General features: G+C 47.1%; 17 protein-coding genes. 10 read left to right on the plus strand and 7 right to left on the minus strand.

Annotation, left to right across the window (positions count from 1 at the left end; genetic code table 11):
* Window positions 1-79 precede the first annotated feature (79 nt).
* From Tanf_RS00160 to Tanf_RS00200, 8 genes are all read left to right on the plus strand, one after another.
* A complete protein-coding gene (locus Tanf_RS00160) occupies window positions 80-883 on the plus strand; it encodes a PD40 domain-containing protein (RefSeq protein ID WP_211346873.1) in 804 nt (267 codons plus the stop codon).
* Window positions 884-1195: 312 nt separating this feature from the next.
* Window positions 1196-3508, plus strand: a complete 2313-nt coding sequence (locus Tanf_RS00165; RefSeq protein ID WP_046824469.1) for a TonB-dependent receptor — start codon at window positions 1196-1198, stop codon at window positions 3506-3508.
* Window positions 3509-3522: 14 nt separating this feature from the next.
* On the plus strand, window positions 3523-3834 hold the full coding sequence (locus Tanf_RS00170) for a DUF4491 family protein (RefSeq protein WP_046824470.1): 312 nt from the start codon (window positions 3523-3525) through the stop codon (window positions 3832-3834).
* A gap of 449 nt (window positions 3835-4283) precedes the next feature.
* Window positions 4284-7238 carry a SusC/RagA family TonB-linked outer membrane protein gene (locus Tanf_RS00180; protein ID WP_052448943.1) on the plus strand — a complete coding sequence of 985 codons (2955 nt, stop codon included), beginning with the start codon at window positions 4284-4286 and terminating at the stop codon, window positions 7236-7238.
* A 20-nt stretch (window positions 7239-7258) separates the two neighbouring features.
* Window positions 7259-8947 (plus strand): RagB/SusD family nutrient uptake outer membrane protein, encoded by a 1689-nt coding sequence (locus tag Tanf_RS00185; RefSeq protein WP_046824472.1) that lies wholly within the window; start codon window positions 7259-7261, stop codon window positions 8945-8947.
* Window positions 8948-9112: 165 nt separating this feature from the next.
* A complete protein-coding gene (locus Tanf_RS00190; protein ID WP_014225770.1) occupies window positions 9113-9442 on the plus strand; it encodes a cupin domain-containing protein in 330 nt (109 codons plus the stop codon).
* A 56-nt stretch (window positions 9443-9498) separates the two neighbouring features.
* Window positions 9499-10734 carry a DUF438 domain-containing protein gene (locus Tanf_RS00195; RefSeq protein ID WP_046824473.1) on the plus strand — a complete coding sequence of 412 codons (1236 nt, stop codon included), beginning with the start codon at window positions 9499-9501 and terminating at the stop codon, window positions 10732-10734.
* On the plus strand, window positions 10721-11245 hold the full coding sequence (locus Tanf_RS00200) for a DUF1858 domain-containing protein (protein WP_046824474.1): 525 nt from the start codon (window positions 10721-10723) through the stop codon (window positions 11243-11245). The genes Tanf_RS00195 and Tanf_RS00200 overlap by 14 nt, the downstream gene beginning before the upstream one ends.
* Window positions 11246-11410: 165 nt before the next feature.
* On the opposite strand, the gene Tanf_RS00205 is transcribed toward Tanf_RS00200, so the two are convergent.
* The 6 genes from Tanf_RS00205 to bamJ (Tanf_RS00230) form a co-directional block, all read right to left on the minus strand.
* Window positions 11411-11683 carry a glutaredoxin family protein gene (locus tag Tanf_RS00205; RefSeq protein ID WP_257123024.1) on the minus strand — a complete coding sequence of 91 codons (273 nt, stop codon included), beginning with the start codon at window positions 11681-11683 and terminating at the stop codon, window positions 11411-11413.
* Window positions 11684-11742: 59 nt separating this feature from the next.
* Window positions 11743-12633 (minus strand): hydroxypyruvate isomerase family protein, encoded by an 891-nt coding sequence (locus Tanf_RS00210; protein ID WP_046824476.1) that lies wholly within the window; start codon window positions 12631-12633, stop codon window positions 11743-11745.
* Window positions 12634-12745: 112 nt separating this feature from the next.
* A complete protein-coding gene (locus tag Tanf_RS00215) occupies window positions 12746-14185 on the minus strand; it encodes a transglutaminase-like domain-containing protein (protein ID WP_052448944.1) in 1440 nt (479 codons plus the stop codon).
* Between the two features lie 197 nt (window positions 14186-14382).
* Window positions 14383-15138, minus strand: coding sequence for a BamJ family beta-barrel-assembly machinery protein (gene bamJ, locus Tanf_RS00220; RefSeq protein WP_080948508.1), 756 nt, complete (start codon window positions 15136-15138; stop codon window positions 14383-14385).
* Window positions 15135-15851 (minus strand): BamJ family beta-barrel-assembly machinery protein, encoded by a 717-nt coding sequence (gene bamJ, locus Tanf_RS00225; protein WP_014225762.1) that lies wholly within the window; start codon window positions 15849-15851, stop codon window positions 15135-15137. The genes bamJ (Tanf_RS00220) and bamJ (Tanf_RS00225) overlap by 4 nt, the downstream gene beginning before the upstream one ends.
* A gap of 32 nt (window positions 15852-15883) precedes the next feature.
* On the minus strand, window positions 15884-16468 hold the full coding sequence (gene bamJ, locus Tanf_RS00230) for a BamJ family beta-barrel-assembly machinery protein (RefSeq protein ID WP_046824477.1): 585 nt from the start codon (window positions 16466-16468) through the stop codon (window positions 15884-15886).
* 270 nt (window positions 16469-16738) lie between these two features.
* On the opposite strand from bamJ (Tanf_RS00230), the gene Tanf_RS14620 reads away from it, so the two are divergent.
* The gene (locus Tanf_RS14620) at window positions 16739-17089 is read left to right on the plus strand and encodes a DUF8478 family putative metalloprotein (RefSeq protein ID WP_041590881.1); all 351 of its coding nucleotides are present in this window, start codon (window positions 16739-16741) and stop codon (window positions 17087-17089) included.
* Between the two features lie 317 nt (window positions 17090-17406).
* The gene (locus Tanf_RS00235; RefSeq protein ID WP_070098097.1) at window positions 17407-19965 is read left to right on the plus strand and encodes a TonB-dependent receptor; all 2559 of its coding nucleotides are present in this window, start codon (window positions 17407-17409) and stop codon (window positions 19963-19965) included.
* Window positions 19966-20127: 162 nt separating this feature from the next.
* Here the strand turns inward: Tanf_RS00235 and Tanf_RS00240 are convergent, their stop codons facing one another.
* The gene (locus tag Tanf_RS00240; protein WP_046824479.1) at window positions 20128-20595 is read right to left on the minus strand and encodes an outer membrane beta-barrel protein; all 468 of its coding nucleotides are present in this window, start codon (window positions 20593-20595) and stop codon (window positions 20128-20130) included.
* Window positions 20596-20601: the final 6 nt, after the last annotated feature.

The raw sequence follows: 20601 nt of genomic DNA on the forward strand, positions 1-20601 counted from the left end.
GTGTTCTCACAGCAGGACAAAATTACTATTCGCTTCCGTCAATTTCAAAACGTGGACTAATCCGGACAATTCCGTTGGAATGAGTAGTGAATACGGATTGTATATCGTCAATACGGACGGTACAGGCCTCTCTTTAATCGATCATATAGGTCCAACCGAAGCGGCACAATTCGGCCATCTTGCCTGGTCGCCTGATGACAAGCAGATCGCGTATGTCAAGTATTCGGGTGAAGGCTTTAGAAAGCACGATTTGATCTTGTACAATATGACGGAAAATACGCGACAATCATTGAAAACAAAAGGTGATATATGCACGATGAGTTTTTCTCCGGATGGAAAATATATGGCTTATTGCGCTTCGACGGAAGCCTGTCATTCTATTTATAAAATGGATATCAGCGGGGGCAACAGTCAATTGATTATTCATAATGGTTCTTCTCCGAAATGGTCTCCACAAGGAGATAAAATCGTATATTCTGCTCAAGGGAGCGAGGGAGAAGCGCAACTGTTTATAGCCGATAGTGATGGACGAAATCAGAAACAGCTTACTTTTACGGTCTCGCCACGAAAGTGGCCGGGTTGGCCCCCCCATGGAAATCAGAATCCACAATGGACACCGGACGGGCGTAAAATCGTCTATGTGTCATGGGAAAATGCCAAACCTGAAATCTTTATTATGAATGTGGATGGCAGCAAACAGACTCGATTGACAAAGGCGGAATATCGAGATGAGAATCCTGAAATAACGCCGGACGGACAGTCTGTTTTATTTTCTTCGAGAAGAACTGATATGATGGACTTCGGCATCGTGATGATGTCATTGGACGGAAGCAATCAGAAAGTCCTCTCTCGTTCAGGAAACTATCCAGTTGTCTGTAAGTGATAAAACATCTTTGTTGCCGAGGATAAGACAAAGAATGTCGGAAAGAATCGAGATGAGGAATGCGACAAAATATGAACTGTTTTTTTGAAGCTGAAAAAATCAACTTACCCCAATTAATTACCCGACTGAAAAATAAAGAGAAGCATGTGAGGATAGCATGAGGTTTTTCGTGTTCTCTCATCAAATCCTTAACATGCAAACAGACAACTGTATAAAAAAAACACGACCGGACAAAAAGTAAAAAATCACTACATGTAGTGATTGTCGTAACAGACGTTTTTATATTCCTTTGCAACTCAAAAAAGTTTAAGGATGAAAAAATTTTATTGGCTGGTGTGGCTTGCGTGTATGGGTATGTCGGTGGAGTCGGTATGGGCAGAGAAGGAGAATGTGCAACCCGATACGCTGAAAACGTATAATATCGATGAAATAGTCATCACTTCTTCGATGAAAGAAACGAACGATCTACGCACGTTTCCGGGTGCCGTTTCTATCTTTACCCCCCAACAGATTAAAGGTCGTCAAATGCAATCGTTGAAAGATATTCGCTCGTTTGTTCCGAATTTGTATATTCCCGACTATGGGGCTAAACTGACATCGGCCATTTATATTCGAGGGGTTGGTGCACGAAGTAGCGGTCAAACAGTCGGTTTATATGTCGATCATGCTCCTTATCCGGATAAGAGCACTTTCGATTTTGAGTTGCCGGATATCCAGCGCATCGAGGTGTTGCGAGGTCCGCAAGGAACCCTCTACGGCCGCAATGCCATGGGAGGGATTATCAACATACATACGCTTTCGCCCCTCCACTATCAGGGCACGAAGTTTTCGGTTTCGTATGGGAATTACGGAGAGCTTCGTGTTAAAGGATCGCACTATATGAAGCCGGGACATTCGTTCGGATTATCGATAGGAGCATATTACAGTCGGAGGGATGGCTTTTTTGAAAATGTTTACACAGGAAGAAAAGCCGACGACGAGAAAACAGCCGGCGGACATCTGAAACTGCACTGGCAGATCAATCCCCGTTTGAAAGCCCTTTATTCGCTCTCGGGTGAATATGCCGATCAAGGCGCTTTTCCTTACGGACTGTACGACGAAAAGACAGGAAACGTGGCATCGGTAAATATCAATGACCCTTCATCGTATCGCCGGACAATGCTCAACCAAAGCCTTTCGCTAACACATGAAACGGAAAAAATCCTTTTCGCTTCGACGACCGGTTATCAGTACTTCGATGACGATATGAAGATGGATCAGGACTTTTCGCCGGCTTCGATTTTTGTATTGAATCAGCTACAGAAGCAGCATGCCGTCAGTCAGGAATTTTCTCTCAAGAACCGTAGCGGCAAGCACTATCAGTGGTCGATCGGAGTATACGGATTTTATACCGGCCTGCATACGGAAGCACCGGTCGAATTTAAAGAAGACGGCATCAAGAGAAATCTGCAATCTGTTTTCGACCGGTTGAAAACGATGAACCCGGAGATGCCCTCGCTCGTTATTACGGACAAATCCATCGATATGCCCAGCACGTTCGACATGCCGTCGTACGGCGCGGCATTGTATCATCAATCGACGTATAAAAACTTGTTCGTCGAAGGACTTTCGTTGACAGCGGGAATCCGGATCGATTATGAAAAGCAAAAACTGCATTACAACGCCAAATCCAAAATGCACCTGACGATGCAAAAGCCACCCGGAATCCCCGAACCGAAAGATATCAGCAGCCTTTATCCCGCTTCGGTAGTCGACGAATCGATATCGTCGGACTTGTGGCAGGTACTGCCGAAGGTATCGATAAAATACGAGTGCTCTCCACGCACGATGACCTATCTCTCGGCATCGAAAGGATATAAAACGGGCGGATACAATGTACAAATGTCGGCCGACATCATGCAAGCCCGGATGCAGTATGATATGATGAACGTGTTCCGGAATTTTGTGCCGTCGATTCCGAAAACCGAACTGATGCCCGTTAAGGATGTGATCACATACCGTCCTGAGACGAGCTGGAATTACGAACTGGGAGTCAAAAGCGAGCTGATACGCGATCATCTTCATGCCGAGCTCACCTTTTTCTATATGGATATCGAAGACCTGCAGGTTACGAAATTCGTGGCCAGCGGAAACGGACGTATCCTGACGAATGCCGGAAAAGCCCGGAGTTACGGCGCAGAAGGATCATTACGCGCCGTTCTGACGCACACGCTCACTGCCGACCTGAACTACGGCTACACGCATGCTACGTTTCGCAATTATCACGACGGACGTACCGATTTCGCCGGCCGTCGTATCCCATATACACCACGTCACACGTTCGGCATCGGTCTGCAATACGCTCAATCGTTGAAGCATTGCTGGATAGACCAATGCTTCGCAGCGGCACAATGTAACGGTGCGGGAGATATTTACTGGACGGAACAGAATGATATCTCGCAGAAATTTTATGCTACCGTGCACGCACAAGCCGGCATACGCAAAGGCATCGTTTCGTTCGAGGTATGGGGAAAGAACCTGACGGATACGGACTATTCGGCTTTCTATTTCAAATCATTCGGCAAGTCGTTCATGCAAAAGGGCAGACCTTTGCAGCTCGGCATAAAACTTAACATTGCGTTTTAAAATCGGAAATCTTCATGGAATTTCTTACTGCATACAACCTTTGGGGGTTAACAACAGGTATTTCAACGTTTCTTATTATCGGACTTTTTCATCCGATTGTCATCAAGGCTGAATATTATTTCGGTACGGGGTGCTGGTGGGCGTTTTTAGCGGCCGGACTCGCACTGACGGGAGTATCGGTTCTGCTCGACCATCTTTTCTTATCGACCTTGGCGGGAGTTGTCGCTTTTTCGTGCTTCTGGTCTATTATCGAGATTTTCGAACAAGCCCAACGTGTGAAAAAAGGCTGGTTCCCTGCCAATCCGAAACGGAAAAAGAAGAAGTAATCCCATATTTGCAAAAGATTAACACAAGTTTCCAAGCCTAAGAGATATAATGCGTGCTTTTTATACGACTTGTCATCAAAACAACTTTGCCAACAGCTCGTTGTCAAAATTATGTTCTATAATATGAGAAAATTCTTCAAAATATCCTTGTTTTGTTTTATTTTTGCATCGGTATAATGCAGGAATAGTTTTTCTCACATCTTGTATTGGCCATGATAAATACAAAAAGATGGTTGTTCGAATGGTAAAATCGTACCCAGAAGATAAAGTATATATACATGAATCTCTGATTATATTGAGAAATATCGATTCGGAGGGGATCATCTTAACACTTGTAAAAAAGAACCGTATTTTCCACAATCGGCAAGTAAAGAGCATTCAACAATAAAAAATAAAGAGCACATATATTGAGAATAATAAGTTGTTTAACAAGTCTAAAAAATGAAAGAATGAGAAAGCGGGAATCATTAAAGCTGATGAAGTGGGCGATGTTTATTTGGTTATGGACATTTCCCGTAAGTGTGTTTGCACAACAGATTACCGTTCGCGGTAATGTGAAAGATGTAAAAGGAGAGCCGTTAATCGGTGTTTCGGTTCTGATATCGGGTACCTCACTGGGTACGATTACGGATGTGGACGGAAACTTTACATTGAACAACGTGGCATCGGACGGAAAGTTGCATGTCTCGTATGTCGGTATGCAATCCGAAACGATACCGGTAAATAACCGTACGGTGATTGAGGTTGTTATGAAAGAAGATATTGCGGCACTGCATGAGGTCGTCGTCGTAGGCTACGGTACGCAGGAGCGCCGCAACCTGACTTCAGCCGTAACGACCGTGACGAGTAAAGACTTTCTACAAGGCGCAGCCAATAACCCGTTACAGATGATAGACGGGAAAATACCGGGAGTGACAATCTCGAATTATGCTATTTCCGACCCGAACCGTAATCCGATGGATAACTTTCAGGTGCGCGGCTCTACGTCGTTTAAAGGGGGAAGTGCTCCGCTGGTGGTGGTAGACGGTATGCCCGGGGCAGACCTGAGACAGATCGCAAATCAAGATATCGAATCTATTACCGTGCTGAAAGACGGTTCGGCCGCAGCGATCTACGGATCACGTGCAGCAAATGGTGTCTTGCTGATTACGACCAAAAAGGGGAAAGCGGGCAAAGCTTCTATTTCGTACGATACTTACATCGAACATGATAGAGTATACCGAAAACCCGATGTCCTGTCGGCCGAAGAGTTTCTGCAAAACAAGCGAGACGAAGACCGTGGCGCTCGCACCAATTGGTACGACGAACTGATCCGCAAAAATAATTTCGGACACACGCATCACATCTCATTGAGCGGAGGAGGCGAAAATGCAATCTACCGCATCTCGGCCGATTACAAAGACAAGAATGCGATCGACATTGCTTCTGCCAGACGCGAATACGGCGTACGTGCGAATTTTAATCATACTACGCTGGAAGGATTATTGAATATTATCGGTAACTTGTCGTATCGTACGACGAAGGAAGATTATACGGATTATAATGCTTTTTCTCAAGCTGTCAAACTCAACCCGACAATACCGGTGATGGATCCGAAAGATCCGGGCAAATATACTTTTCTGAAGGGATATGACACATGGAACCCCGTCGACAGGCTCAAAAACCGCGACAACTTCGGAAAAAACGATTACAGTACGATCGATTTTACAGCCCGTTTGAATATACTTTCGAACTTGAATACGGAGTTGAAGGTGGCACGTCAGGGACGCTTCTTAAAACGTTACGAATGGTATCCGTCTACACATCAGGAATCGATATCCAACAGTCGTAAAGGACGCGCACGCCTTGAGTCCGAAAGATGGGAGGATTACACCCTCGAATGGATCACCAACTATTACACAACGATTCAGGATGTACATAATATCAAACTGATGGGGGGCTATTCTTATCAAGAATTTAACTGGGAAAAATACGGTGCTGAGAATATGGATTTTCCATCGGATGCGTTGAAGTATAACAACCTCGGAACCGGCCAGTGGAACACGAAAGAAGGCCGTCTGGGAATGTGGTCGGAAAAAGAGAAAGAAAAGAACATAGCTTTTCTGGGACGTTTGAATTACGATTACAAAGACGTTCTTTTGTTGATGGCTTCGTTGCGTTACGAGGGAAGCAGCAAGTTCGGAAAAGATCATAAGTGGGGATTGTTCCCGGCGCTTTCGGCGGCATGGCGTTTAAGCAGTCTACCCATTTTTCAGCAAACGGAGATCGTGGATGATTTGAAACTGCGTCTGTCATACGGTGAGACGGGGCGCTCGAGTTTCCCACGCTATCGGTCGTTATCGCTTTACAGCGGATTCGGAAAATATTTGGATCGGAACGGACAATGGATTCAGGTTTGGGGACCGGGTAATAACTCTAACGCGAGCTTGCATTGGGAGAAACAGATCTCGTATAACCTGGGTGTGGACTATGCTCTGCTCGGACAACGTTTGTCGGGTAGCCTCGATTTTTTCCTTCGCAAAGGCAACGACTTGATCTATGAATATGATGTATCGGTACCGCCTTATCTGCATGATAAAATGTACACCAACGTGATTTCTACGAGTACACGCGGAGTAGAGTTAATGCTTAACTACAACGCTATTCAGACGAAGACATTCAATTACACGACGAACTTGAATGTGTCGTGGGCTAAAACGCAAATCGACTCATGGTCGAACGACGAATTTAAAGGGGAAGACCGCGACGTGTATGATCTACCTTCGCCCGGTAATCCCGGACGTGCACAGATTCTCGGTGAGGGAATGGAGATCGGTACGTTCAGAGGTGGCCGGTATGCCGGTGTAAATGAAAAGGGTGAGATTATGATTTGGAAAGAAGGTATCGTAGGCGGAGAAAAGAAACTGGCTTCACAGAAAAACGATAAAGATCGTGTACCGCTCGGACATGGGATGCCTCGATGGGAAGTTTCTTGGGGACACACCGTTACGTATAAAAACTTCGACTTGTCGCTCTTCTTCCGTGGGAAATTTGACTATAAGATTCTTAATCTGTATCAGATGTATTACGGTTTGACAGCTCAGCCTAAAGTGAATCTTATCCGCGATGCCTATACACGCAACGCTGAGATTAAGGGAGAAAAGCAGATCGTCGATTATTTCCTTGAAAACGGCGACTACTTTAAACTCGATAACATTACACTGGGATATACACCGAAAGTCAATTGCAAATACATTTCAAACCTGCGTATCTATGCTACGGCACGGAACGTATTTACCTTGACGAAATATTCCGGTATCGACCCGGCAGGGGTAAATATCGTCGGGCTGGAGCCGGGGATCGGCAATTTGGATGTTTATCCTTCTACCACGAATCTTTCGTTCGGTATTCAAATTTCATACTAATCTTATAAAACAGAATTACCATGTTGAAAAAATATATAAGTAAAGGATTAATGATCGCAGGTGTGGGATTGGCTGCACTGGCGTGTACGGATCTGGAGGAAGAGATCTTTTCGAACATTGCTTCCGAAAACTATTATCAGGATAAAAATTCGATTGAAGCTGCTCTTGTCCGTCCCTTCGAACATGGACACTGGTGCGGTTGGGACGGCTCACGCTGGATTCTGCAGGAGTTGACTGCCGATCAGTTTGTCTGGACGCAGAAAGGCAAGCACGGATACGACGGAGGTCAGTGGATACGTGCTCACGGACATACATGGACAGAGGAAGAAGGAATTATCAACGGCGGATGGGTAGGCCCCTATCAAGGTATCGGACAGTGTACAAATTATATTGCTGACTTTACGGGGCTTGATTTTGTCAAATATGGTCTGACTGATGCCGACAAGCAGAATTACATTGCTCAGTTGCGTACGTTGCGGAGTTGGTTCTATCTCTTTCTGATTGACTATTTTCGTTCCGTTCCAATCCCAATGGATACGAAGACGAAAGTAGGACAGTCCTCGCCACAAGAAGTATTTGCCTACATTGAAAAAGAGCTAAAGGAGAGTATTCCCGCACTGCCAAAAGAAACGATGGCAGGACGATTCGGGCAGGCCGGAGCTGCAGCATTACTGGCTCGGTTATACCTGAATGCCGAGGCATGGATCGGCCAGAATCGCTATGCCGATGCCCGTAAGGTAGCACAGGATATTATCGACGGGGCGTATGGAACATATAAACTCGATGAGGATTATCGCGGACCGTTTGCCGATGGATTGACCGACAGACAATCTCCCGAAAATCTGTGGGTGTTCCCACATAAGAAAAATGTTTATGAATTCAGTTGGATGTACAATGCCATGATGCACTATCAGGCGCGTTATTCGCTGGGCAACACGTGGGGAGGTTGGAACGGCATCCACCTGACACCTTCGCGCGATTTAGAGGGGAAACCATATACCTATAAATTGGGCAGACCTTACGAAAAGTTCAGCAATGACGATCGGCGTAAACAGCCGTTCCGCACGAATGCCGACGGCACGTACGACGGATTCTTCCTGATCGGTCAACAGTATGCCTTCGATGCTCAAAAGGGGTATGGCTTTACTGACGAGAAAGTGAACGGAACGGAAGAATACAATGGCAAACCTTTGAGTTATGTCGATCAGGTAGGTCGTTTTTCGGAAGGCGCCGAAGGGACCTCGAAAGGTTCACATGTAAATATGGGTGAAGAAAATTCCGGGGTACGCCTGATAAAATTTCCGTGGTTGTCCGAAAGCAAAAACTTGTTCCAAAACAACTGGGTCGCCGAAATTCGGCTGGCTGAAATGTATTATATCGTAGCCGAGTGCATGTTCCGCGAGAACGACAAGGCAGGTGCGGCCAAAATGCTCGACGCCGTGCGGAAGCGTAATTTCCCCGCCGACAAATGGGCTGCTAACAGTTATGAGGCTAACCCTGCCAAGTTGACGGAGGATGAGTTCGTCGACGAACTGGGACGCGAATTTCTGGGCGAGCGTCACCGCCGTACCGACTTGATCCGTTGGAAACGCTATGGTAACGAATGGTGGGATAAGCCGGTCGATACGCGTGACAATACGATCTTCCCAATTCCCAAGAATCAGCTGACCTCGAACGAACTGCTCAAACAGACTACACCGGGATTCTGATGCTCCCCAAAAAACAGATGCCTGACCTTGCCGGAAAGGTATCTGTTTTTTTCTTTTTAACCCGAATTTTTCCTAAAAATCCGCCCAACTGTCACATAGATTACATTTTCAGGGTAAGGATCGAGCTATCTTTGCGCTTGTAAAACGAATCATAAAATAAATACGATGACAACTTTCGACAAAGCGACCGTGATAGCTCTCGAGGCCTCGGTCGATTACACGCAGGGCGGCGTAATCAGTAAACAGGTGACAAAAAACCGGGCGGGAAACATCACGATTTTCTCGTTCGATAAAGGACAGGGATTGAGTGAACACACGGCGCCCTTCGACGCTTTTGTGCAAGTGCTCGACGGTGAAGCAGAGATACGCATCGACGGTGTGCCGCACGTATTAAAAAAAGGCGACTGCATCATCATGCCGGCTAATCATCCGCATGCGCTGAAGGCCATAGAACGCTTCAAAATGTTATTAACGATGATCCGCGGCGAGGAATAAATAAGCTCTTCGGCGCAGAAAATCAAACAAATCCGTTTACATATCTAAAAAAAATCATGAGTGAATTCATTAATAACTCGTCGCAACGCAAAGAGATGTTGCGGCATTTGCTCCTTCGGTTGCATGAAGGAGACAACCCTGATGTCTTACGTAATCGTCTCGTAGAAGTACTGAGTTCGATTCCGTACAACGAAGTCGTGGAAGTAGAACAGGAACTGATTGAAAGCGGTACACTGAGCGAAGATGAAATTCTCGCGTTTTGCGACCTGCATACGGCCGTACTCGACGGAAGTATCGACCAACGCGGCGCCAAGCCGATCCCCGCGGGACATCCAGTCGATACGTTCAAGCGTGAGAACCGCGCTATCCGCGAGCAACTCGACCGGTACGAGGTGCTGAAGAACGAAGACGCGCAGCTGACTGACGCGCAGGCGGCCGACCAAGCCTTGAAACTGCGTGCCGTCTTCAACAGTCTGGCCGACATCGACAAGCATTATAAACGAAAAGAATATCTTATTTTTCCGTATCTGGAAAAGCATCAGATCACGGGGCCTCCCAAGGTGATGTGGGGTAAGCACGACGAGATACGCGAACTGCTCAAAGGCTCCTTCGAAGCGCTGGCGACTCCTTTCCGAAGCGCCGAGGAACTGAATTCGATCGTACAGCTCGTACTTGATCCGGCAATCGAGATGATTTCCGGCATGATCATGAAAGAAGAAGAAATCCTGTTGCCCATGACCATGGATACGTTTACCGACGAAGAATGGTATAAGATTTATCAGGAAACACCCGAATTCGGTTACTGTCTGTTCGATCCTACCGACGAGTGGAGACCCGACGGCGTACAGATCGAAAAACAGGAATACATCACGGCTGATGCCATCCGCCTCTCGTCCGGTGTATTCAGCATCGAAGAGTTGGAAGCACTCTTCATTCATCTGCCTATCGACATTACATTCGTCGATAAGGATGATAAAGTCGGTTTCTTCTCGCACAGCCCCAACCGGGTGTTCGAGCGTAACCGTTCCATCATCGGACGCGACGTGCGCATGTGTCATCCGCCCGGAAGCGTACACATCGTCGAACAGATTCTGACCGATTTCAAGAATGGCAAAGAGAACAAGGCTGTCTTCTGGCTCTCGAATTTCATGGGACGATTCATCTACATCGAATATACTGCCGTGCGCAACAAAAACGGCGACTATCTGGGTGTGGTGGAAGTAACGCAAGATATTACGCAACTTCGCCTTCTCGAAGGCGATCAACGGCTCTTGTCTTATGCACAGAAATAAACCGTTGATTACACCGGAAACCAAGGTGGGCGAGCTGCTGACGCATTACCCCGAACTGGAGGAGTTGCTCCTTCAGTTCTCTCCCGCCTTTGCGACACTGAAGAATCCCGTCCTGCGCCGCACGGTTGCTCAAGTCACTTCGCTCCGGCAGGCAGCCAAAGTAGGGAATGCAAATATTGTAGAGATGGTCAATACGTTGCGTCGAGCGGCGGGACAATCCATTTCGGACGAAAATTTGCTTATCGAAAGCGAAAACGCTCGCGTAGCGTTGGCCGGAAAAGCCCCCACAGCAATCACTTTTACCCTCGATGTACGCCCTGTGCTCGAAAAAGGTGAACATCCAAAAGAGCTTGTAATGAAAGAAGCCAACCGCTTACAAGCCGGAGAATGTATGGAACTGCTCGCCCCTTTTCCACCCGTTCCGCTGATCGAGCTGCTTGAAAAGAAAGGCTTCGCCGTAACTATGGTCGAACCGGGAGACGGAGTTGTACGGACGTTTATCCATCGGTAAAAAGAAGAGATACCCCTGTCATGATCTCCTGAAAAATCGTAGCGTAATGTTTTCCAATCTTCCGTCGCAACGGGAAAGCACAGCTCAATGCAAGAATCCTTCCGGCCATGGCCGGAAAGATTCACACCGGTGTGTTTGAACTGTGTTTCCGGACGAAACAGGCTGCTACGCCTCCAATGCTTTTTCTAAAAGCGCCTTCACCTCATCGGGAAAAATACCGCCTTCGTGCACTTTCTTCCCGTCGATGTAAAATGTCGGGACGTAGTAATAATCGTACTTTTCGGCAATTTCGGGATGTACGGATTCTTCGATCCGGTTGATTTCAATGTCTTTGTATCGGTCTTGCTTTTGAAGCTCGCCGATCGCCGCTTCCGCTTTTTTGCAGAACGGGCAGTTCTCCAGATAAAATAATGTAATCGGTTTCATTCGTTTTTTTATTGTTTCATTCGCGGTTTATATATAATGCACCCTTCTCCACATACCGACGGTTCTGTTACTTACACGTCGCAAATGCGGATACATTTTTCGAGCGAAGCGATTTTGTCCGGTTGTTTAGGCACGAACTCCTGTCCGACAAAACCTTTATACCCGATCTCCAACAGCACCCGCATAATGGCCGGATAGTAAAGTTCCTGCGTCTCGTCGATTTCGGCACGTCCCGGATTACCTCCCGTATGGAAATGGGAGATATATTCGTGATACTTGCGGATGTTGTCGATGATATTGCCTTCCATGATCTGCATGTGATAAATATCGTAAAGCAGCTTGAAATTGGGCGACCCGACACGCCGGCACAGTTCCGCGCCCCAAACCGTATGGTCGCACAGATAATCTTTGTGGCCTACGCTGTTAAGCAACTCCATCGACACGGTCACGCCGTACTTCTCGGCTGTCGGCATAATGCGCCCGAGTCCTTTGGCGCAATTTTCCCATCCTTGCAGATCGGTCGCGCCGTTGCGCCGTCCGGAGAAACAGATCAGGTTTTTCAATCCCGCATCGGCCACCATTGGGATCACTTTCTCGTAGCTCGCCACAAGTTCGTCGTGCAGCGACGGATCGTTAAATCCGCGGTCTATTCCCAATCCGGCTCCTTGCGCCATGGCGACCGTCAGACCGTGACGTTGAACGACCGGCCAGTCCTTCGGGTCTAACAGTTCGATGGATTCGATGCCCAGGTCTTTGCATATCACGCAAAACTCATCGAGCGGATAATCGCCGAAGCACCATTTGCTTACGGAGTGACGGATATTTCCTTTGAGGGGTTCTTTTTTTGCCGCTGTCCGGTCTTTCCGCTTTGTCTGCGCCATCGTTTCCACACCGCCGGCTGCGAGGGCCGCACCGCCGACCAATACTGTCCTGATGGCTGTTCTTCTGTTGATTCTATTCATAGTTCCTGTTGTTTTTTAATTCCACATCGCAAAGATACGTTTTTTTGAAACGCCTCCCCGCGCTCCTCGCGTCCTTTTTTTAGTCGCAGTATGTCTAACCAACCTTTCTTTTTTACCGATACGTGATTTCCATATCATACTCCCATCGGTCGAAATAAAGATTTCCATGGCGGGATTCCACTTCGCCTCGTTGAAAATCGACCGTTTCGCTTCGCGGAAACTCTTTCGGGGGATAGAACGCGCCCGAATAGTCCGAATTGATATACAGCCGGTACGAGTCGATACCGCTCATAAAAAAGAATCGTCCGGGAGCGATCGCTACAGGTCCGCCACGTCCAAACGACACATCGACCGGTACCCATCCCGTATCTTCGAAATATACTTCCGCCCAGTCGTGCAGATTCACTTCTCCCGGATGCGTCATCCATCCGCTCTGCCAGCGAGCCGGGATTCCCTTATAACGCAACATCGTAATCAGCAGCAAGGCGACCTGCCCACAATCGCCCTTGCGGTTCTTGATCACATAGGCAGGTATATCGGCAATCGTCGAATATTCCAGCGCACTCGCCCACGGATAATGAGCCGTGATATAGGCGTAGACGGCTTGTAAAGTCTCGACCGACGTACGGGCATCGCGCGTGATGCTGTCGGTTAATTGGCGAATATCCGCCGAAAAACGGATATGTGGAACCCGTTCGGCCGTGTAGGTCATGAATAATTCATTCCTTTCGTTATAGGGCTTCACCGTAATTTCCGACAGATCGAACCATTCGCCACGCGACGTCACTTCGGCCTCGAAACCGAAGACGGCGGGTTGATCTTTCTTTGCCTGTTGTTCCATATACAGACTTGTATGGACGGTACGGTCGTCCGACAAGGTGTACGCTCCCTGCGTCGTCGACAACAGTTTAACATCTGTCTGCCGTTCTATATCTTTTCGGGGAAAGGGAAGCCATACTTTCAGCGTTTCACCGTCGGCCACCGCATTAGGTTCGACCGTGAGAGTATAACGCAGACGGACGGTTCTCTTCGGAAGCAAGTATTTCCCTTTCGTATCGATTGCCGTTTTATTTGTAAAAGCATCGATCAAGAGCGAATCGCGAGGCGTATCCGACCGGGGGACGGCGTTTTTCGAGAGTGCCCGTGCCGCGGAATCTACTCTGAAAATATTGGGCGCAGCATTACGGAAATAACGCTTTTCTCCGTCAATCGTCCGAAATTCCAACACATTCGATTGTTCCCATGCATTCAAAAGCGAATCGGAAGGCATGAATCCGCAATTCTTTTTAATCCAATCGACCACCTCGGACCTTGTCTTCCGGAAATCCAGCTCCACTCTGTGCAACGAGTCAAGGGTAAACAGGTAAGCCTTTCGCTCTTCTTCGGTAAGCAGCTCATTTTGCATGACACGATCAATCTGTTCTCTTGCGAGGGTATGATTCCCCAGCTCAATCTGCGCGTAAATCTCCTCTTTTGTACTTTTCTTCTGCAAAGAACACGAAGAGAGTAACATCAGAAGAGTAATAGAAAGGAAAGAAATGTTTTTTTTCATTTTATCTGTTGTTTAATCATGTTATTCGAAAGTTGTAAGAAAGATTTCTTTTTAGAAAAACTCACGGAAGGAAAGGTACATGAAAATCCTTTCTATTCATAAATAGAAATTCAAAAAACCATTGCACCGCTTAACCACAAAAAAAGAGCTACCCTTTTTGTGGAGGTAGCTCTCTATCGTTTTTCCTGTACGTGCGCTTACTTTTCAGTGCCTTCTGTGTGATCAGGTTGGATGATTTCCAATAGCTCTACTTCAAATTCAAGCGTTGCATGAGGTTTGATCATCTGACCTGCTCCGCTGGCTCCATATGCCAGCCCGGACGGAATCCATACCTGATATTTGGCTCCCACGGGCATGAGTTGCAACACTTCCTGCCATCCGCGAATCACCTGCGTAACCCCGAAAGTTGCCGGTTCACCACGCTGTATGGAGCTGTCGAACACGGTACCGTCAAGCAGCTTGCCGGTGTAGTGTACTTTCACCTGATCGGCTTCGGTCGGTTTCGCTCCCGAACCCTCGGTAAGCACCTTGTATTGCAGACCGCTTTCAGTCGTAACAACGCCTTCTTTCGTTTTGTTCTCGGAGAGGAATTTCTCCCCTTCGGCTTTCAAGGCCTCGGTTTCACGCTGCTGTACAGCCATGACATATTTCTGAATACGATTCTGTGCATCCTCCGGATTCATCATCAGGGTAGTATCCCCTTTCAGCGCCTTCACCAAAACATCAGTGAAGACTTCCATATTAACCGGGCCGTCGGGGAATGTTTTTAAATTTTCCTTCAAACTTGTACCGATGTTCACTCCCAGCGCATAGCTTACCGTATCGAGTTCCGAAACCATTACCGGTTCCTGAGGAACAGGAGGAGCCACGACCGTCTTCGTCGTATTACAAGACGTTGCAGCCATCATTCCGATAACTGTAACACTTGCGATCATGATGCGAATGTTTCTCATTTTTTCACGATTTCGAGCAACTCTACTTCAAATTCGAGAGTTGCATTCGGTTTGATCATCTGACCTGCGCCGTTAGGACCATATGCCAGTTCGGAGGGAATCCACACCTGATACTTCGATCCTACAGGCATCAATTGCAACACTTCCTGCCAACCGCGGATTACCTGACCTACCCCGAAGACTGTCGGTTCACCACGCTGTACCGAGCTATCGAATACGGTTCCGTTAAGAAGTTTGCCCGTATAATGGCATTTTACCTGATCTTCAGCCGTCGGTTTTGCCCCTGTACCTTCGGTGATCACTTTATATTGCAGACCGCTTTCGGTCGTGATAACGCCTTCCTTTGTTTTATTGGCTGCGAGGAAATCCTGACCGGCTTTCAATTCGGCTTCAGCATCAGCCTGCTGAATCTTCATGACATAGTCATTCACATACGTTTGAGCCACTTCAGGAGTCATTTTCATGGCTGCCGAGTCTTTCATTGCGGCCATCAATCCGCTCATAAAAGCATCGTGATTGACCGGTTTTTCACCGGGGAACGTTTTCAGGTTTTCCTTCAGGTTACTTCCGATGTTAATACCCAACGCATAGCTTGCACTGTCGATCGGAGCGCTTAGCGCCACATTTGCTACTCCACCCTGCTGATTACACGAGGTGATTACCATCCCTGCGGCCACTGCAGCCGCCGTCATTAACACATTTACTTTCTTCATTTTCTTTATTATTATCTATTGATCAATTCCTATCATACAATATCAAGCAGTTCAACCTCGAACACGAGCGTACTGTTGGGTTCAATCGTTTCGCCGGCTCCACGTTCCCCGTAGGCCAGTTCGGAAGGGATGAACAGACGCCATTTGGAGCCCACATTCATCAATTGCAACGCCTCAACCCATCCGGGAATCACCTGCGATACGCCAAACGTTGCCGGTTCACCGCGCTGTACGGAACTGTCGAACACGGTGCCGTTAATAAGTGTCCCATGATAATGGCATTTCACCTTGTCAGAAGCTTTCGGCTTCGTTCCATCACCTGTTTTCAGTACTTCATACTGCAAACCGCTGGGTAACGTTACCACGCCCGCCTTTTCTTTGTTGATACGTAAAAACTCCGCACCGGCCTGCTTATTTATTTCATGCCTTTCAGCCTGTAATTTCATAAAAAAATCATGGAGAATTTGTTTGGCCTCGTCGTAACCGATAGCGGGCTCCGCTTCGGAAAAAACATCCTTCAATCCCTTGAGAAAGTCGTCCATTTTCAATTCCTTGATGCCCGAAGCGCGAAAGTTATTACCAATGCTTAACCCTAAAGCATAGCTGACATTTTCCATCTTTTTTTCGTTGTCCTTTTCTATATGTAAATCAAGGGGGCAAAGGTAATAACATATTCGGTATAGACAACGTCTTCTCTCTGTTTTTTTGCAAGAAGAAAAGAAATTTTGCAGAGTGACGGTGTTTCATCGCATGCAATCGACGAACGACATATAGCCAATAGTAGGGATTGTATAATCCAAATGAATGTTTTTACTTTGCAGCCGAATTGAAACGGGTATTTTCGTATTATGCGGAAGCCATGATACCCATACCAATAGAGCGAGACGATGAACATGACGCGGACAGTAAAAAAGATAACGACCATCTGGTTGCTTATCCTGTTTATAGGATATGCGGGCAGTACGACGCTCTTTTACCATACGCATCGCATCAACGGCCGATGGATTACCCATTCGCATCCCTATTCCGATGCGCCCGACACGGGAAATCATACTCATACATCGGCAGGTTTTGTAACCATCACCTCTTTGAACGCATGGTTAATCTTGGCATTTCTACCGGGTGCTTTCTGTAAACCTTTTACACGACTCTCCGGCATCATCGTCAGCCCGACGATTCATAAAGGCATTACTCGGGAAACAACTTCCTTATCGCTGCGGGGGCCCCCTCACTGTTAAAACTTATTTTTCACCTGTCCGACCTCATGAGTGCCGGACAACAGGAATCATACCGTCATCCGGTATGGAAATACGTCGTATATCCTGATATATAAATTATCAGAACAGGAATATTCTATTTTATTATATCTTTATTCATTAAGATGGAGACCATTCTTGTCTTGTGCCATGCGTTAGCGTTATCGACTATTTACATCTTACAGTACACAGTCAATCAATGCTGGGCAAGGTATGAAAGGATGTGCTTCATCCCAACAAAAACAAATCATATGAAATCATTTTATCGTATACTTTTTGCTTTATTTTTGCTCCCGTCGATGATGCTTGCCGACGGAACAAACGACAGTCCGGAACAGATTAAACGTGGAACGGATGCCAACATTACCGGTCATGTACAAGATGCCACTACAAAAGAGCATTTGCCTTATATCAACATCCAGGTAAAAGGCACCACTATCGGCGTAACAACCGATGCGACAGGACACTACATGCTGAAAGACCTGCCTGTAGGAGACCTTACGCTCGAAGTTTCCTTTATCGGATACAAGAAAGTCACGAAAAAGGTGACTACGAAAGCCAACACTTTGCTTGAAGTGAACTTTTTACTTGAAGAGGAGGCATTGGCTATCGACGAGGTCGTGGTTTCCGCTACCCGGAGCGAGACGATGCGTCGCGAGGCCCCTGCATTAGTCAATGTACTTGACATGAAACTGTTTGAACGTACGCAGTCGACTGACATCTCACAGGGATTGAAGTTTCAACCGGGTGTACGCGTGGAAACGAATTGCCAAAACTGCGGGTTCAGTCAAGTACGTATCAACGGAATGGACGGTCCTTACTCACAGATTTTGATCGATTCGCGTCCGGTATTCAGCGCACTTGCCGGTGTGTACGGTCTGGAGCAAATTCCCGCCAACATGATCGAACGTGTAGAGGTGGTACGGGGCGGAGGATCCGCTTTGTTCGGTTCGTCAGCCATTGCGGGTACCATCAATATCATCACCCGCGAACCGCTGAATAATTCAGCCAGTATCTCACATCAGACACGTGCTTTAGGCGGATTGAACACCTTCGAGAATACAACGAACTTTAATGGAGCTATCGTTTCGGATAACCATAAATTAGGGATTACGATGTTCGGACAGACCCGCCATCGCTCGGGCTACGACCACGATGGAGACGGTTATACCGAAACGCCTGTACTCGATGGTCGTACCCTGGGTTTCCGGGCATATGTAAAGCCGAGCAACTACTCGAAACTAACTGCCGAATATCATAACACCCACGAGTTTCGCCGTGGCGGTGATTTGCTTAAAGAAGAACCTCATAATGCTCACGTAGCCGAACAACTGGAACACACGAACAACACTGGAAGTTTGAATTACAGCTTATTCAGCCCGAACGGCAGACATCGTTTCAATGCATATGCTTCATTCATGAAAGTCGACCGTAAGAGCTACTACGGAGGTGGAGACAAGACGGCCAACGAAATCATGGCCGAAGGTAAAAAGAACATCGAAAAAGCCAAAGATCAGTTTATCGAAAATCTGAAAAAAGCCACCCCCGGTATATCCGATGAAAAGATTGAAGAAGAACTGGCCGCCAACTTCTTTCCGAAAATCAATAACGGATTAAGCAATGAAGACATGCTCGAACTGAACAAGCGTATGGCTTCGTACGGACGAACGGGAGGATTAACGCATATGTTCGGTGCGCAATATGCTTATGAGATGCCCCAACTGTTGTTTATGCCGGCAACTCTTACGGCCGGATTGGAATACACACACGATAAGCTTGATGACGTAAGTGGTTATCGGGAAGCTCCGCTCATGCAGAAAGTCAACACCCGGAGCGCTTTCCTGCAGAACGAGTGGAAAAACAATCATTGGAGCATCCTTCTCGGTGCGCGCCTTGACAAACATTCGCTGGTGAAAGACATGATTTTCAGTCCTCGTGTCAACCTGCGTTACAACCCGTCTCAGGCCTTCAGCTTCCGGTTAAGTTACAGCAAAGGATTCCGGGCTCCTCAGATTTTCGATGAAGACCTGCACGTCGACAATGCCGGCGGCGACCTTATTCTTTCGCAAAATGCACCCGGTCTGAAAGAAGAGACCTCTCACAGTTTCAGCGGGTCGATCGATTGGTATCACCGTATGGGGGCATGGCAGTTGAACCTTCTGGCCGAAGGATTTTATACAAGTCTTGTCGATGCTTTCAGTTTCAACCAAAAAGATACTGTGGTGAAAGGCATGAAACAAATCCTCAAAATACGTAAAAATTCAGAAGGAGCCAAAGTGTACGGACTGAATTTTGAAGGTAAGATTGCCTATCTGAATACATGGCAACTGCAAGCCGGACTTACGGCGCAAAAGAGTCTTTGGAATAAGGAACAGCAGTGGCACGAAGACGATACGTACAAAACGCGCCGTATGTATCGCACACCGAATCTGTATGCCTACTTCGTAAGCACGGTTAACTTTACACGTGATTTCACCTTGTCGATTTCCGGAAACTACACAGGAAATATGCTGACCGGGCACGAAATCCCGACCGAAGATGATGGCAGCTTAACCCTGTTCAACGGTAAACCCTCGGCAACGATCCATCCGGACCGTATGCAACACGGCAAAGGGCAGACAGCAACGACCTACGGTCCGCGTACGTTTCAAACACCCTCCTTCTTCGAGATGGGATGCCGCCTGGCCTATAATTTTCCGATCTATAACGTCTATACGATGCAAATCTATGCAGGTATACAAAATATGTTCAACGCTTTTCAAGACGATTTCGACAAAGGACCGGCACGCGACTCGGCTTACATCTACGGACCAGGCATGCCGCGCAGCTTCTTTGCCGGCGTAAAAATCAGCCTGTAACTTTTTCATAAATTAGTCGTTTGGGGTTGGAGACGGGATATCTCTGATAAGCCATAAAAAACCGAACCGTTGTAAGGAAAACTTTACAACGGTTCGGTAAATAAATCTTTGTTTCAGAAAGCGCTCTAAGCCTGTCCTTCAAGAGAGGGTCAATCAGTCCGTTCAGAAATGATAAGCGACCCTGACGGCTACCAAAGCCTGATCATAATCTTTCGTCAGATTGTATTTCATGTCCGTACCCACCGATATTTCGTCCGTAGCGTAAAGTTCGGCGCCTATCCCGACATTCAATCCCAAACGGGTACGATTTCCGTCAGACCCTTTGAAGTCCCATACAGACATTCCCATGCCTCCGATCGGATAGAACGCAAAATAGCGCGTCACAGATACCACATAGTGGGCATCGAAATCAATGTACCATGCGCTGGCGCCATTGTTACGAAACATATGCGTAACAGAGGGAGCAATACGTACATTGCGCCACACATTATAACGAAAATCAAGGCCGAACGTGACAGATTCACGGTCCAATGCATATCCCGTATTGACGCCTGCCGACGCATGTCCCTGCTGTGCATATCCGGCAGCCGAAAGGAATGCCAGAGCAACGGTTACTATTAATTTCTTCATGTCTTT

It is taken from the genome of Tannerella forsythia (assembly GCF_001006485.1).
Taxonomy (GTDB): Bacteria; Bacteroidota; Bacteroidia; order Bacteroidales; family Tannerellaceae; genus Tannerella; species Tannerella forsythia.